General features: G+C 63.8%; 17 protein-coding genes and 1 pseudogene. 9 read left to right on the forward strand and 9 right to left on the reverse strand.

Going from position 1 to position 13,015, the window contains the following annotated elements:
• Positions 1-100: 100 nt before the first annotated feature.
• Both KBY72_RS02705 and KBY72_RS02710 read right to left on the reverse strand, forming a co-directional pair.
• On the reverse strand, positions 101-1,729 hold the full coding sequence (locus tag KBY72_RS02705; protein ID WP_254959575.1) for a ferredoxin:protochlorophyllide reductase (ATP-dependent) subunit B: 1,629 nt from the start codon (positions 1,727-1,729) through the stop codon (positions 101-103).
• A 22-nt stretch (positions 1,730-1,751) separates the two neighbouring features.
• On the reverse strand, positions 1,752-3,014 hold the full coding sequence (locus KBY72_RS02710; protein ID WP_254993040.1) for a ferredoxin:protochlorophyllide reductase (ATP-dependent) subunit N: 1,263 nt from the start codon (positions 3,012-3,014) through the stop codon (positions 1,752-1,754).
• Positions 3,015-3,197: 183 nt separating this feature from the next.
• On the opposite strand from KBY72_RS02710, the gene KBY72_RS02715 reads away from it, so the two are divergent.
• Positions 3,198-4,331, forward strand: coding sequence for a potassium channel family protein (locus KBY72_RS02715; protein ID WP_254959577.1), 1,134 nt, complete (start codon positions 3,198-3,200; stop codon positions 4,329-4,331).
• Between the two features lie 37 nt (positions 4,332-4,368).
• Here KBY72_RS02715 and KBY72_RS02720 read toward each other — a convergent pair whose 3' ends face one another.
• Positions 4,369-4,587 (reverse strand): CP12 domain-containing protein, encoded by a 219-nt coding sequence (locus tag KBY72_RS02720; protein WP_106501514.1) that lies wholly within the window; start codon positions 4,585-4,587, stop codon positions 4,369-4,371.
• Between the two features lie 169 nt (positions 4,588-4,756).
• On the opposite strand from KBY72_RS02720, the gene KBY72_RS02725 reads away from it, so the two are divergent.
• Positions 4,757-5,140 (forward strand): hypothetical protein, encoded by a 384-nt coding sequence (locus KBY72_RS02725; protein ID WP_254993026.1) that lies wholly within the window; start codon positions 4,757-4,759, stop codon positions 5,138-5,140.
• Positions 5,141-5,156: 16 nt separating this feature from the next.
• Here KBY72_RS02725 and KBY72_RS02730 read toward each other — a convergent pair whose 3' ends face one another.
• On the reverse strand, positions 5,157-5,321 hold the full coding sequence (locus KBY72_RS02730) for a Nif11-like leader peptide family natural product precursor (RefSeq protein ID WP_106501513.1): 165 nt from the start codon (positions 5,319-5,321) through the stop codon (positions 5,157-5,159).
• 207 nt (positions 5,322-5,528) lie between these two features.
• On the opposite strand from KBY72_RS02730, the gene KBY72_RS02735 reads away from it, so the two are divergent.
• From KBY72_RS02735 to KBY72_RS02745, 3 genes are all read left to right on the forward strand, one after another.
• Positions 5,529-5,885, forward strand: coding sequence for an RNA recognition motif domain-containing protein (locus tag KBY72_RS02735; RefSeq protein ID WP_254959579.1), 357 nt, complete (start codon positions 5,529-5,531; stop codon positions 5,883-5,885).
• Positions 5,886-5,990: 105 nt separating this feature from the next.
• Complete coding sequence (locus tag KBY72_RS02740; protein ID WP_254959580.1) at positions 5,991-6,587, forward strand: esterase/lipase family protein; 597 nt, start codon at positions 5,991-5,993, stop codon at positions 6,585-6,587.
• A 98-nt stretch (positions 6,588-6,685) separates the two neighbouring features.
• Positions 6,686-6,907, forward strand: coding sequence for a hypothetical protein (locus tag KBY72_RS02745; protein ID WP_254959581.1), 222 nt, complete (start codon positions 6,686-6,688; stop codon positions 6,905-6,907).
• Here KBY72_RS02745 and KBY72_RS02750 read toward each other — a convergent pair.
• The 5 genes and pseudogenes from KBY72_RS02750 to KBY72_RS02770 all read right to left on the reverse strand — a co-directional run bounded on the left by KBY72_RS02750 (position 6,904) and on the right by KBY72_RS02770 (position 10,258).
• Complete coding sequence (locus KBY72_RS02750) at positions 6,904-7,755, reverse strand: acyl-CoA desaturase (RefSeq protein WP_254959582.1); 852 nt, start codon at positions 7,753-7,755, stop codon at positions 6,904-6,906. The two genes, KBY72_RS02745 and KBY72_RS02750, sit on opposite strands and share 4 nt — an antisense overlap.
• A gap of 55 nt (positions 7,756-7,810) precedes the next feature.
• A complete protein-coding gene (locus tag KBY72_RS02755) occupies positions 7,811-8,083 on the reverse strand; it encodes a cell division protein SepF (protein ID WP_106501508.1) in 273 nt (90 codons plus the stop codon).
• An 89-nt stretch (positions 8,084-8,172) separates the two neighbouring features.
• A pseudogene (locus tag KBY72_RS02760) lies at positions 8,173-8,400 on the reverse strand (glycosyltransferase); the annotation flags it as partial.
• Between the two features lie 51 nt (positions 8,401-8,451).
• Positions 8,452-8,829, reverse strand: coding sequence for a hypothetical protein (locus KBY72_RS02765; RefSeq protein ID WP_254959583.1), 378 nt, complete (start codon positions 8,827-8,829; stop codon positions 8,452-8,454).
• Between the two features lie 229 nt (positions 8,830-9,058).
• A complete protein-coding gene (locus KBY72_RS02770; protein ID WP_254959584.1) occupies positions 9,059-10,258 on the reverse strand; it encodes an NAD(P)-binding protein in 1,200 nt (399 codons plus the stop codon).
• 58 nt (positions 10,259-10,316) lie between these two features.
• Between KBY72_RS02770 and KBY72_RS02775 the strand changes: the two genes are divergently transcribed.
• From KBY72_RS02775 to bioA, 4 genes are all read left to right on the forward strand, one after another.
• The gene (locus KBY72_RS02775; RefSeq protein WP_254959585.1) at positions 10,317-10,736 is read left to right on the forward strand and encodes a DCC1-like thiol-disulfide oxidoreductase family protein; all 420 of its coding nucleotides are present in this window, start codon (positions 10,317-10,319) and stop codon (positions 10,734-10,736) included.
• 7 nt (positions 10,737-10,743) lie between these two features.
• A complete protein-coding gene (locus tag KBY72_RS02780) occupies positions 10,744-11,115 on the forward strand; it encodes a hypothetical protein (RefSeq protein WP_254993028.1) in 372 nt (123 codons plus the stop codon).
• A 93-nt stretch (positions 11,116-11,208) separates the two neighbouring features.
• Entirely contained in the window at positions 11,209-11,367 is a 159-nt protein-coding gene (locus KBY72_RS02785) for a hypothetical protein (RefSeq protein ID WP_254959587.1), read from the forward strand.
• Positions 11,368-11,737: 370 nt separating this feature from the next.
• On the forward strand, positions 11,738-13,012 hold the full coding sequence (gene bioA, locus KBY72_RS02790) for an adenosylmethionine--8-amino-7-oxononanoate transaminase (protein ID WP_254959748.1): 1,275 nt from the start codon (positions 11,738-11,740) through the stop codon (positions 13,010-13,012).
• Positions 13,013-13,015: the final 3 nt, after the last annotated feature.

Below are 13,015 nucleotides of genomic sequence, written 5' to 3' on the forward strand. Positions count from 1 at the left end.
ATAATTGAGGACCGTAAGACTTAGACCTGGGCTTTTGGAATCAGTGAAGGAGCGTCAGGGTCACCCCCGCAGCGCGGGCCTGCTATCGCCATCCAACCCATCATGGAGCGAAATAGGCCTTGGCCTCATAAAGGGCTTCGCTGTCGATCAGAGCTAGGCCCTGCTCGCGGGCGTAGGCCTCCGTGTTTTTACGCACCTTGCCCCGCACAAAGAAGGGGATCTTGGCCAGCTCAGCTTCACCATCCGGGCTCCAAACGACCACCCCATCGCCGGGAATGCTGGCTGGCGCAGTGGCAGTAGCAGTAGCCGTGGCAGTGGGAGTGGGGTGCTTGGCGGGGGCACTGGCACCCTCTAGGTGGCTGAGGTGTCCATCCACGAATTCAAAATCGTGGCGGAACATGCCGATCAGGTGCTCCTCCAGACCCATCATCAGCGGGTGCACCCAGCTGTCGAAGATCACGTTTGCCCCCTCCCAGCCCATTTGGGGCGAGGTGCGCGCTGGCACATCCTGAACGTGCAGCGGTGAGCTGATCACGGCACAGGGGATGCCGAGGCGCTTGGCGCTGTGGCGCTCCATCTGGGTGCCCAGCACCAGCTCCGGAGCCGCCTCCGCCATCGCCGCCTCCACGGCCAGGTAGTCGTCTGAGATCAACGCCTCCAGCCCCAGCTCCTGGGCGGCCGCCCGCACCTCCCTTGCCTGCTCGCGGCTGTAGCTCCCCAGGCCAACCACCTTGAAGCCAAGCTCGCGGCTAGCAATGCGGGCTGCAGCGATGGCGTGGGTGGCATCGCCAAAAATGAACACCCGCTTACCGGTGAGGTAGGTGGAATCCACCGAGCGCGAATACCAAGGCAGCCGCGAGCGCCGTTCAGCGGCGCAGGTGCCATCGGCTGCGCTTTCAAGCTCAGCGGGCAGCTCCAAACCCAGCACCCCGTGCAGCTCGCGCAAAAAGGCTGCCGTAGCGCCGATACCGATCGGCACCGTCTTCACCGTCTGCATGCCGAAGCTGCGCTCCAGCCAGCTGCATACCGGGCCCGCCAGCTCGGGATAGAGGCTCACATTGGCATCAGCCGTGGGGATACGCATGAGGTCGGCCGGACGGGCCCCCAAGGGCGCCACCACCTCCACATCAATGCCGTAGCCAGCCAGCAACTGGCTGATCTCGCGCACATCGTCGCGGCAGCGGAAACCCAGCAGGCTTGGTCCCAGCAGATTCACCCGGGGCCGCCGGCCCTCGGCACGCCAGCGAGTCGGATCGGGCTTGGGCTCGCCGGGCGGGGGCACCTGGGCCTTGAGCAGGCCTCGCACCAGTTGATAGAGGGTTTCAGCGCCGCCCCAGTTCTCCTTTTTGGAGTAGGCCGGCAGGTCCAGGCTCACCACCGGGATGCCGCCCAGGTCCATGGTCGCCGCCAGGGAGCCAGGCTGGTCCTGGATAAGTTCGGCCGTGCAGCTCTCGCCCACCAGCAGCGCCTCGGGCTGGAAGCGCTCCACGGCTGCAGCGATCGAACGCTTCACCAGCTCGGCGGTGTCGCCACCCAGGTCGCGGGCCTGGAAGGTGGTGTAGGTAACGGGCGGGCGCCGGTCGCGCCGCTCAATCATCGTGAACAGCAGATCGGCATAGGTGTCGCCCTGGGGAGCGTGCAGCACATAGTGCACCCCTTCCATCGAGGCGGCTATGCGCATGGCACCCACGTGGGGGGGGCCTTCGTAGGTCCAGAGGGTGAGTTCCATGACTGATTAATGGGACGGGTGGTCAGGAAAAGGAGAGTGCGGCGCGGCGGCGCAGGGAGCGGGCAAACAATTCGGCCAGATCGCCGGCCTGGTCGCAACCGTGGATGGGGCTGAATACCAGCTCAATCGACCACTTGGTGGCGATGCCCTCGGCCTCCAGGGGATTGGCCAGCCCGAGGCCACACACCACAAGATCTGGCCGCTCAGCGCGGACCCGCTCCAGCTGGCGTTCCACGTCTTGCCCCTCGGTAATACGGGTGCCAGGTGGCAACAGGGCCAGCTCCGCATCGAGCAGCTGGCGATCGAGGTAGGGCGTGCCCACCTCCACCAGCTCCATGCCGCACTCGCGCTGCAGGAACCTCGCCAAGGAGAGCTCCAGCTGGGAATCGGGCAGCAGAAAAAGCCGCTTACCAGCCAGCAGCTCCCGGTGGGGAGCGATGGCACGCTGGCCCCGCTCCACCAGCGGATCGAGCACCTCGGCCACCAGGGCCGGGGCCACCCCGAAGGCAGCGGCGCCCGCCGCCATCCAGGTCCGACTGCCCTCCACCCCAAACGGATAGGGAGCCGTAAGCAGCTGGCCGCCGCGGCTCACCAGGGCCCTTGCCGTGGCCGAGAGGAAGGGCTGGGCCAGCAGCACCCGGGTGCCGGGACCAATCGGGGGCAGCTCGGTGGAGCGCCGCGGCGGCAGGCTCGTGACCACCGGAATACCCAGGCGACCAAAAAGCTGCACCAGCCGGTCTTCCACCGCATCGGCCAAGGTGCCGACGATCAAAAGCTGATCGACCTCGCTGCTGGGCATCAGGGGAACCATCGCCAGCAGGGCTTGGTCCTCCCCCTGGGTGAAGGTGGTTTCGATGCCGCTGCCGCTGTAGTTCAGCACCATCACCCGGCCGGCTAGCTGGGTACTGAGCCGCTCGGCAGCCTTAGCGAGATCCAGCTTGATCACCTCGCTGGGGCAGGAGCCCACCAGAAACAAGGTGCGGATTTCGGGGCGCCGCTCCAGCAGATCCTTCACCAGCCGGTCGAGCTCATCATTGGCATCGGCCAGGCCGGCCAGATCACGCTCCCCCAGAATCGCAGTGCCGAAGCGGGGTTCGGCAAAGATCATCACGCCGGCGGCGCTCTGAACTAGGTGGGCGCAGGTGCGGGAGCCCACCACTAGAAAAAAGGCATCCGGCATGCGCCGGTGCAGCCAGACAATCGAGGTGAGTCCGCAGAACACCTCCCGCTGACCGCTCTCCTTAAACAGCTGTAGGGGCGGCTGCTCAGCCAAACCAGTTGTCATGTCACCAATCACCGAAGACGCGCCCATCCAGGCGACCCCTGCGGAAAGAACCTTTAAGGGTTAACGGAGCTGGCAGGCCAACTGTCGACAACGACTACAAATGTTCGGGATCAGCCCACAGGCCGTAACTAATTGCAGCCGATAATCTGGGATTCGTGATCTGGAGCACCGGGTCCAGGTCCCATGCCTAAGCCCTTCCTGTCAATAGTCCCCAGACGACCACCCTCTCGGCGAGCGCGCAAATCCTGGCGAGCTCCCCTGTCGCTGGCAATGCTGGTGAATGCTGGCGCCATCGGCTACCACCTCAGTGAGGGTTGGGACTGGGGGGATTGCTACTGGATGGTGCTGATCACGCTCAGCACCCTGGGGTTCAGTGATGGGGACACCCAGACTCTTAGCGCCAGCGGGCGTGTCGTCACCACCCTGCTGATACTTGGCGGCCTGGTGGTGGTGCAGATCAGTATCCAAGCGGTGCTGGGTCTGTCTGAATCCGGGTACTTCCGGCGCCTGCGCGAGCGCCGATTCCGCAGTTGGCTATCCACCATGCATAACCATGTGATCCTTTGCGGCTATGGCCGCATCGGCCGTGAAATCGCCGAACAACTCACCCGAGAGAACGTTCCCCTGCTGGTGGTGGAGATGGATGTAGAACGGCGGGAGGCCGCCGAAGAACGGGGGCTGGCCGTGCTGATGGCCGACGCAACCCTCGACGAAACCCTGCTGGATGCAGGCATCCACCGCTGCCGTGCCCTGGTGGCGGCCCTGCCCAACAACGCATCCAACCTCTACGTGGTGCTGAGCGCCCGGGGGATGGCGCCCAACTGCCGGCTCATAGCCCGTTCCGATAGCGAGGAAGCGGAACGCAAGCTGCGCCTAGCGGGCGCAGATCAAGTGGTGAGCCCGTACGTCAGTGGGGGGCGCACCATGGCCGCCACCGCCCTACGCCCCCTGGCGGTGACCTTCATGGATCTTTTGGCTGGCTCTGGCTGCGAGGTGGAGGAATTTCTGCTGAGTAGCGACCCAGCCGACCTGGGCAGCCTCAATGGAGCATCCCTGGCGGAGCTCCAGCTCGGCTCGCGCTCTGGTGCCCTAGTGCTGGCGATCGTGCCGCCCCAGCCTGCAGCCAACGATGTGCCGAGGCAGTACCGGGGCTCCCAATACTCCCAACAGCGGCCGGAGTTGCTGGCAAATCCCGGTAGCGACACTCGCCTGGCCCCGGGCCAGATGCTTGTTGTGATGGGCAGTCAAGAGCAGCTGGACCTATTCACGAGGCTGCTTGGCACCGCCCTTAAAAGTGTGGACGTGATGTCTACCTAACCGTTAGATCTACAAAAACGAACAACTTAGCCAGGGCTCAATCGTCGTAGACGAGGCAATTGACATCCGATGGGTTGAGGTCACAGAACACCTCAAACGGTGTTGGAGCCTCGGTTTCCTCCGGATGGCGCACCTGAAAATCCTGCAGCTCCTTGATCTGCTGCTCGATCTTGCGGGCAACGGCCTGATCTCCCCGCTCCGTGGCCTCCGCCAGAGCTGAGCGATAGGTCACCAACTGGTCAACAATGCTCGACATGGCGCTGGCTCCCTGGAAAGGAGTTGTAAACGAACGGCTGAGAATTTAGTCCCGGCAAATGCCTGTGGGGCAGCCCCATCCGCCAACGGCAACAGAAGACCTAATACGTGTCAGTTTCCACACTGAATCCGCGCCCCTCGCCATGGTGTGGCAACTCAAAGAAATTTCCGTGGCAGACGCTCCATATCTGGTGGCCCTGGCCCTAGTCGAACTCGATGGCAAGCGGGCCCTGCCCCTAACCGGCAAGTCCCAGAGGGAAGACAGCGGCGGCGAACCCGGCGAAGCAGGCCGCACCCTTGCCCTGGAGCTGCTGCTGAGGCTGTGGCAGCGCAGTGACGAGGGTGCCCTGCGGCGGGCCGTTGGTGAAGACAGCCTGTTGCTGTTGGAGATGCCGCTCGAAGTGATGAGCGAGCGGTTGCCATTGATCAAGGCTGACTGGATCGCCGGTGGCACAACTGAAGAGTTGCTAGCCAACCTGAAGCAACTGGCCCAGCGGCGCTGGCGGATCGGCATCGTCAAATACCAGCCCGCCGCCTTCACGCCCTGGCCCTAAGCAGGCGCGACTGCGCTCAGGGACGCTGGGCGCGGGACCAGGAGGCTGGAGAAAAGGCATGGCCCTGCTCCAGGGCAATCGCCACGACCGCGTCGACACTGTCGGCGGCATCAACCCGGGCCCTTAGGGCCGTATCGGCATCAACCTTGACCATAAAGGCTGTGAGCTGGGCTTTCGACATGGCGATGCAAGGCTTGGAACAACCATCCCTAGCCAGGGTTTGATGATTTGGCATCACACCGCTGGTCAAGGCACATCCCAGGCGGGGCGGTTTCGACCGAAGCGTTAGGCGGCCGTGTATGGTGCCAAGTGATTCAAAGATTTCTCTCTAGCGAGCTGACCACTTTCTGTTGGGCCGTCGAAGGATCAATTCATAGTCTCTGAGTTCATGACCATTTACGTCGGCAATCTTTCCTTCGATGCGGAAGCGGAAGATGTCCAGCATCTGTTCAGCCAGTACGGACAGGTGAGCAAGTGCAGCCTCCCCCTCGACCGCGACACCGGCCGCAAGCGCGGTTTCGCCTTTGTCGAAATGGCCAACGAGGCAGAAGAGACCAAGGCAATTGAAGATCTCCAGGATGTTGAGTGGATGGGTCGCGCCATCCGCGTCAACAAAGCTGAGCCCCGCGGCAGCGGTGGTGGCGGTGGCGGCGGCGGCGGTGGTGGTGGCGGCGGTCGCCGCGACTTCGGCGGTGGCGGTGGCTACAACGGTGGTGGCTACGGCGGTGGCGGCAGCCGCTACTGAGCTCCGCTAGCAAAAGCTGATTTTCGGGTCACTCCGGTGATCCATTGGCCGTCCCTTCGGGGGCGGCTTTTTGATGCAAACCAACCAGCTTCTTAGCCTGAGCCCATGGCAAGCGCTCCCCCCTTGGTGCTGGTGCACGGTCTGTGGGACACGCCACGTCTGTTTGATCGCCTCAAAATCCAGCTGGATGAGCGGCGATCTCCACTGCTTATCCCCTACCTACCCAATCGCCTCGGTGCCACTCCGATCCTGGAGTTAGCTCACCGGCTGGGCCGACAAATCGAAGCAACCTTTGGTCCCCACACCCAAATAGACCTGCTGGGCTTCTCAATGGGTGGCGTGATCGGCCGTACCTGGATCCAACTTCAGGGCGGCCGATCGCGCACCCGCCGCTTCATCAGCGTCGGTAGCCCCCAGCAGGGCACTCTCACAGCTCAGCCCTGGCCAAGCTGGCTGCTGGCTGGCATTGCCGACATGAAATGGGGCAGCCCGCTGCTGCGCCAGCTCAACACAAATCTCGAGGGGCTAGACAGCGTGCAATGCTGCAGCTTTTACTGCGCTGCCGACCTGATGGTGCTGCCTGGTTGGCGCGCCGTATTACCGCTGGGCCCGCGGCAGCCCTTGCCCGTGCGCACCCACCAGCAGCTGCTGCAACATCCCGCAGCGCTGGAGCCACTGGTTGCCGAATTGCTGCGCCCCTGAACTGGCTTACACACCCTGGCTTACTCACCCCAGCCATCAATTTCTCTGAAACTCTGAAGGTTGGCGCAATTTCCAGCAATTGGATCCAGAATCCACCTATGGATGATCCCATCGCTTCGGGTCGTTATCGCGTACGCGCTGCCGTAGAGCGCGAGCAAAGCGTGCCGCTGCAGGTGCAGGCAGCTCGCTTCAACACCAGAGACGACGCAGAAACCTTCGCCCATTTGGTAGCCCACGATCGGCACCAGAATGTGGTTGTGGAAAAGCTGGCTCCAGGAGGTTGCTGGCTGCAGTTGAGCCTTGTGGCCTGCGCTTTTTAGCTCTCAGCGCCGCGAGCAAGCAGGGCGTGATTACTGGGGATCCTTAGATCCCAGGCCAAGCCACAACGCTCCAGCAGGCGAATAAAGCGGTAGGTGGGATCTGGCAATAGACGCACTCGCCCTTGCCGCAGGGTGATTCCCTGACGCACCGAAGCTTGGAAAGCGTGGTGAAGATTGTGCCAGCCCTCGCCCAGGGTGATCACGGCCACAAACAGGTTGTTGCGGCTGGCATCTCCGGTGGCGAAGGGCTGATCGCCTTGCAGGTGGGCCAGGGAATTAACGCTGGCCACCCCGTGATAAAGCACAGTTGTGCTTAGGCAGAAGGCCGCCAGCCAAGGCAGTCCGCCCAGCTGCCAAGACAGGCAGGCCAGCAGCAGCACCGGCACAAAATGGAGCCTGTCGATCAGGCGCAACACCGGATCGGCCTCCACATCGGCCGGCAGGGTTGTGGGGAAAAAACTTGAAGACAACACCCAACCAACCTGGGAGCGCCACAGGCCCCGCCATCCCGCTGAAGGAGCAAGGGGGGTGTGGGGGTCGGAGCAAGTGTCGACGTGGCGGTGATGGGTTTGGTGGTGGGCCTTCCACCAGCTAGGGCCCATCTGACCTGCCGAAGCCCCCACAAAGGCACCGATCCAGGCAACGGGACGGGGCGCCTTATAGCTGGAGTGGGTGATCAGGCGGTGATAGATGGCTGTGGTGGCCAGCATGCGCACCAAGTAGAGCCCCAAAGCCCAAAGGGCCGCACCGAGGCTGAGACCGGTCCAAAAGAGCAGCAGGCAGCCGAGGTGGGCCGCGATCGTCAGGACGGGGCCGAGGGAGTACAGAAAGCGACGTAGACGGGGCACTCAGCCCACTCCCAGAATGGATTTGAGCCTAGGAGGCAGAGCGGTGCAGCCTGGATCACGGCGGTGCGGGATCCCGCCGCAAGGCCACCATCTCTGGGACGAAAACGAAGGTGAGCTCGTCGAGGCATTCGGCCTGTCCATCGATAGCGCTGACACCACCCGCCACGAAATCAATCAACCGCTGGGCCTCGCTGCGCTCCATCGCCCCGGCGTGCACCAGCACGGTCTTGCGCTCGCGCAGGTGATGCACGATCCACTGCGCCTCCTCGAAGCGGGTGGGGTGAAACACCACCACTTCGGGCATCCATTCGTTGAATGGGCTGGGCATGCCTGGGGAAACCCCGCTGGCGGTGGGCACTCAACGTATGGGGCTATTGATACATGTGCAATGAGCGACCCCGCCAGGTCCATCCCCGGCCCCAGCAGATAGCGCAGCCTGATGCCCTGGCCCTTGATCGCCCAGGCCAGGACGAGATCCTCCACCACCTCGCCGGCCACGGCAGCTTGGCCACCAATGGCTCTGTAGGCCTGGCTGCGGAACAGCAGAAACGGACCCGCCGCAAAGGCCAGGGGATCGCAGGGATCATTAGCGCGCTCAATTGGAAAACCCAGTCCCAGCAAGCTGGCGATGATCGGCTGCACCAGCCCCTAGCCACTGGCCAGCGCGATCCAGATGGAGGTGGAAGGTCCCAGGATTCAGCAGCTTCGCTGTCGTAGCAAGCGATCAGCATCGGCGCGGCGACAAACCCGACGAAAGGGTGCAAGGCCAATGCCGAACAACTCCTCAAACAGCCGATTGGCTGCCATCACCGAAGCCAGGCCACAGCGGTGCACCTGCTGCTCAAGGGTGGTTTGCGGTTGGGCTGCGATGCCCTCAAATAGCCGGCTGAGTCGAATGTGCTGGAGCGTCTGAAACGGTGTCTTACCGCGGCAGTGGTCAAAGCAGAGATCGAGCCACTCAGCACTCACCCCGATCGAATCAGCCACCACCTCCAACTCGATCTGCTCGGAAAAATGATGGGCGAAGTAGTGGGCAGCCAGGTTCACCACTTCAAGTTGCTGGGCAGGAACCACGGGAAGGCTGCGGCAACGGCGCGGCGGGCCGTGAACAGCACTGCTGATTGCCGCTTGTGGTGAAAGGGGCCGCATCGCAGTCCGGGAAGGTGATCGCCTGCAAGACATCCAAGACGTCTCACCTCTCAACTGATAGCCCCACCGCAGCAATGGCTGCAATCGCAATCAACACCGTTTGGGCGATCTGTAGCAAGGCTGCACCTATCGCAATGATCGGCAGCACGCAGCTTTAGGCAAGTGCACAAAGCTCGTGGGCCAGCTGTTCGCCGCTGCGCAGGGCACCCTCAATCCGCCCAAGCCCCACCCCCGCAATGAAGTCGCCGCAGAATCCCACCCGGCTGCTTGGGCAGCAACTGAGTTCGGAGGGCAGTCCAGGAGCCAGGGGAAAAGCGGCACCCCAGCGCATCAGCTGGCGATCAGCCGTGGCGAGGTTTAGGCCAGGCAACCAGGGGGCCATCACCTGCTCAAGAGCGGTGGTGAGGGCAGCGATCACCGTATCTTCGCGGCCCTCATCGGGGGGCAGCTGAAGCATGCGTGCCACGGCGGAATGGGTGCCATAGACATCAAGGTGATCGGCGGCAAAGGAGTGGCTGGAATGGGCCACCACGGCGCAGCGACCGTCGAACAAGGGCTGAACGGTGATCCTCTGCAGCCCCCAGCGCTGCTGGGCTGCAGCATCGAAATGGAGCAGGCTGAAAGGAAGACTGGCCCAAGGTCCTGCTGCGGCCGCCTCAAGCAGCACCAGCAGATTGCTGCGGGCCTCAACGCGGATGCCGGCGATCACAGTGAGGGCATGCTCCAGCCGGAGGTCGCCCAGCCGTTCTGCGGCCTGCTTGAGGGGCACCTCCTCCCAGCCAAAGATCTGCCTGCTGCGCGGATGGGCCAGCAGGGTGCTGCTCAGCACAAGCCAATGGGCCTGCCCCAGTAACTCCCCCTCCCGATCCAGCAGCTGCCAGAGACCATCCTTCCAATCGAGGTGGCGCACCAGGGTGCCGTAGTGGGGCTGCCACGCTTCGCCAGCCTCGCCGGCCAGGCTCAACAGTCCTTTGCAGAGATGATCCATGCCACCCCGACCCCGGTAGAGCTGGCCGAGCCCCAGGGCATCAGCCTGGCCTGGCCGCAGGGTCGCTTCCCCCTGGAGCTGGGCGATCAAACCAGGCCAAGGCTCAATCCAGCCCCCCGCCAGCAGGGGCTGCAACAACAGCGGCTCCGTTGCGCCGGTGATGTTGAGCAGGGGCGCGCCGTGATCGATGCGCAGCCCATGATCCTGGCGAGAGCGACGGGTGCTGGCCCGTCCGCCCGGACCTCGCCCTGTCTCCCAAAGGCTGAGGGCTCCGGTGTAACCCAAGCGGCGCAGCTGGGCAACGAAAGCGCAGCCCGATACCCCGGCCCCGACCACGGCGATGGATTCCGGGCCCGAGCTGGGCATACACAACAACTAAACCGCTAGGCCTTCAGGATGACAGCGATCTCCAAGGCTGCAGCCGATGACGGCACTTAACCATCCGGTACTGGTGTTTGACGGCGGCTGTCCCTTCTGCCGCCATTTCGCTGAGCTGGCGGAACTGCGCAGTGGCATCCCGAACTTGGCAATCCGCGATGGCCGCAGCGACCACGAACTGCGGCGGCAACTGCGGCAACAGGGCTGGGACCTGAGCCGGGGTGCCGTGGTGTTGGCAGAGGGCCGGGCGCTGCATGGAGCCGAGGCGATTCAGTGGATCTGCAGCCGGCTGGAGCCCAGCGCCCCCCTGCTGCAGCTGCTCGGCCCGCTCCTCGCCACACCGGGGAGAGCAAAGCGCCTGTACCCGGTGCTGCTGCTGGGCCGGCGCCTCGCCCTGGCCGTGCGGGGATTACCTCTAGATCCAGACCAACCAGCTAGGCAGGCTGCAACAGGTAGCGTGAATTGATAAGGGAGTGGCTGTGGCGCGATTTTTAGTGGTGCTCAAACCCGGCGTGCCGCTGGATGCCGCGGCCATGCTGGAGGCCCTCCAGCCTGTATTAGAGGAGATCAGAGCGGAGATCGAGCACCGCACACCAGCCCACCTCAGCGCCATGATCCGCGGTGGCGGTGAAACCCAGCGCATGCAGCTGTTCGCCGATGTGCAATCAAAAGCAGATGGCAAGGTGCTGGAGCTGGTGCTGCTGAGTCGCGAAGCGATGGGCACTACCGCCCCCCACACCCGCGAGGTTTTCAAACTGCTGCTGGAGTTGATTCAGCGGCATGTGCCATCCATGCCTCTCACCTTCCGCTCCGACCGGGACGGCCCACTGCCAATCGGAACCTGAGCCAATCGGAGCCTGAGCCAATCGGAACCTGACCGGCCATCCCCGAAATTTAATAAAGGCTTAGGATTTGCTGGTAGGTCCTGGATTTGCACCGTGAACGAGAACCACCCCGTGCTGCTCTCACTTGACGCGGAGCTGGATCACCTGCGCAGCGCCTACATCCATCAGCCCAATGAGCAGACCCGCTACCAGCTGGTACGCCTCGAACAGCTGATCCAGCAATGGGCACCGGGTCACTCCAGCAACGGCTGAAATTCCTCAGGGATTGCACCACGGGCAGTGGCCCGGATCGGCTGCGGAGAGTCCATCTCGGCGGAGTCGCTCCACCTTAATGATTCTATCCCGGCCGGGGCTACCGCTTTTCCACCTACGCCACCTGGTTGATTCGCGACGCCATCAGCAATGCCCTGGCGGCTTCAGCTGCTTGATGAATTGCCAGAACAGGAAGCCGAGCTGCAGCGATTGCGCTACTGAATCGAAGCAGGGGAACCTTTGAGCGTGAGCTCCACGGCCCGGCAGATGGGCGACACACGAGACACGGCCCGAGGTTTAGAACGAAGGGCCAACGCAACTATCCGGAGACTTTCGGTGCGCTTCATTGATCACCTTGAAGCCTGACCCTGTGACCTGGCACCCCCATCTCTGGCATCCCACCACCCAGGTGGCCAGCAGCCCCGAGCCGCTGCAGGTGCGCTCAGCCCGTGGCAGTGAGCTGGAGCTCAGCGATGGCCGCCGCCTGATTGATGCGATCAGCAGCTGGTGGGTCACCCTGCACGGCCATGCCGAGCCAGCCATTGCGGCGGCGATCGCCCGTCAAGCCCAGCAGCTGGAGCAGGTGATCTTCGCCAACTTCAGCCACGAACCCGCCGAGCAGCTCGCCACCCGACTCAGTGCGCTCACGGGCCTCGAGCGGCTGTTCTTCTCCGACAACGGCTCCACCGCCGTGGAAGTTGCCCTCAAGATCGCCTGGCAGTGGTGGCGCAACCAGGGCAGCGAACGCCGCCAGGTGATCGCCTTCGAGGGGGCGTATCACGGCGACACCTTCGGAGCGATGGCGCTGGGGGAGCGCTCCCTGTTCACCGACCCCTATGAGCCGCTGCTATTTGCCGTAGCCCGGGTGGCCTGGCCCCACAGCCACTGGGGCGACGACGCGGTGGAGCAAAGAGAACAGGTCGCCCTACGCCAGCTCGAACAGGCCCTAGAGACGCCCACCGCGGCAGTGATCCTCGAACCCTTGATCCAGGGGGCAAGCGGCATGCGGGTGGTGCGGCCGGCCTTCCTGCGGGCCGTGGCCGAGCGGGTCCAGGCTGCCGGAGCCCTGCTGATTGCCGATGAGGTGTTCACAGGTTTCGGCCGCACCGGGGATCTCTTTGCCTGCCGCCGGGCTGGCATTCAGCCCGACCTGATGGCGCTCTCCAAAGGCCTCACCGGAGGCTTCCTGCCAATGGGGGCAACGATGGCCAGCGAGCGCCTCTACCAGGGGTTCATCAGCGAACGGCCGGAGGCCACCTTCTTCCACGGCCACAGCTTCACCGCCAATCCCCTGGGATGTGCAGCGGCCCTGGCCAGCCTGGATCTGCTCCAGGCCAACCCCGAGCGCTTCCAGCAGTTCGAGGTGCGCCACACGCCACTGCTGGAAGATCTGGCGCGACACCCGCGGGTGCGGCGCCCCCGCTGCGTCGGCACCATGGCGGCCTGGGATGTGGACGCCGGCGAAGCCAGCTACCTCAATCCCGTGGGCAAACAGGTCCAGCGCCACTGCCTGCAACAGGGCGTGTACCTGCGCCCCCTGGGCAACGTGGTGTATCTTTTGCCGCCCCTGGGCATCAACGAAGACCAGCTTGATCGCTGCTACTCAGTGGTGAAGCAGGCAATGGACAAGCTGATGCCGGTCTGAACC

The sequence above is a fragment of the Cyanobium sp. BA5m-21 genome, from assembly GCF_024346235.1.
In the GTDB taxonomy this organism is placed as follows: domain Bacteria; phylum Cyanobacteriota; class Cyanobacteriia; order PCC-6307; family Cyanobiaceae; genus Cyanobium_A; species Cyanobium_A usitatum.

What these genes read in the sequence shown, in the direction of transcription:
- KBY72_RS02705 (WP_254959575.1), bottom strand. Translation starts at nt 1,729, where the DNA reads ATGGAACTCACCCTCTGGACCTACGAAGGCCCCCCCCACGTGGGTGCC.
- KBY72_RS02710 (WP_254993040.1), bottom strand. Translation starts at nt 3,014, where the DNA reads ATGACAACTGGTTTGGCTGAGCAGCCGCCCCTACAGCTGTTTAAGGAG.
- KBY72_RS02715 (WP_254959577.1), top strand. Translation starts at nt 3,198, where the DNA reads ATGCCTAAGCCCTTCCTGTCAATAGTCCCCAGACGACCACCCTCTCGG.
- KBY72_RS02720 (WP_106501514.1), bottom strand. Translation starts at nt 4,587, where the DNA reads ATGTCGAGCATTGTTGACCAGTTGGTGACCTATCGCTCAGCTCTGGCG.
- KBY72_RS02730 (WP_106501513.1), bottom strand. Translation starts at nt 5,321, where the DNA reads ATGTCGAAAGCCCAGCTCACAGCCTTTATGGTCAAGGTTGATGCCGAT.
- KBY72_RS02735 (WP_254959579.1), top strand. Translation starts at nt 5,529, where the DNA reads ATGACCATTTACGTCGGCAATCTTTCCTTCGATGCGGAAGCGGAAGAT.
- KBY72_RS02740 (WP_254959580.1), top strand. Translation starts at nt 5,991, where the DNA reads ATGGCAAGCGCTCCCCCCTTGGTGCTGGTGCACGGTCTGTGGGACACG.
- KBY72_RS02745 (WP_254959581.1), top strand. Translation starts at nt 6,686, where the DNA reads ATGGATGATCCCATCGCTTCGGGTCGTTATCGCGTACGCGCTGCCGTA.
- KBY72_RS02755 (WP_106501508.1), bottom strand. Translation starts at nt 8,083, where the DNA reads ATGCCCAGCCCATTCAACGAATGGATGCCCGAAGTGGTGGTGTTTCAC.
- KBY72_RS02770 (WP_254959584.1), bottom strand. Translation starts at nt 10,258, where the DNA reads ATGCCCAGCTCGGGCCCGGAATCCATCGCCGTGGTCGGGGCCGGGGTA.
- KBY72_RS02775 (WP_254959585.1), top strand. Translation starts at nt 10,317, where the DNA reads ATGACGGCACTTAACCATCCGGTACTGGTGTTTGACGGCGGCTGTCCC.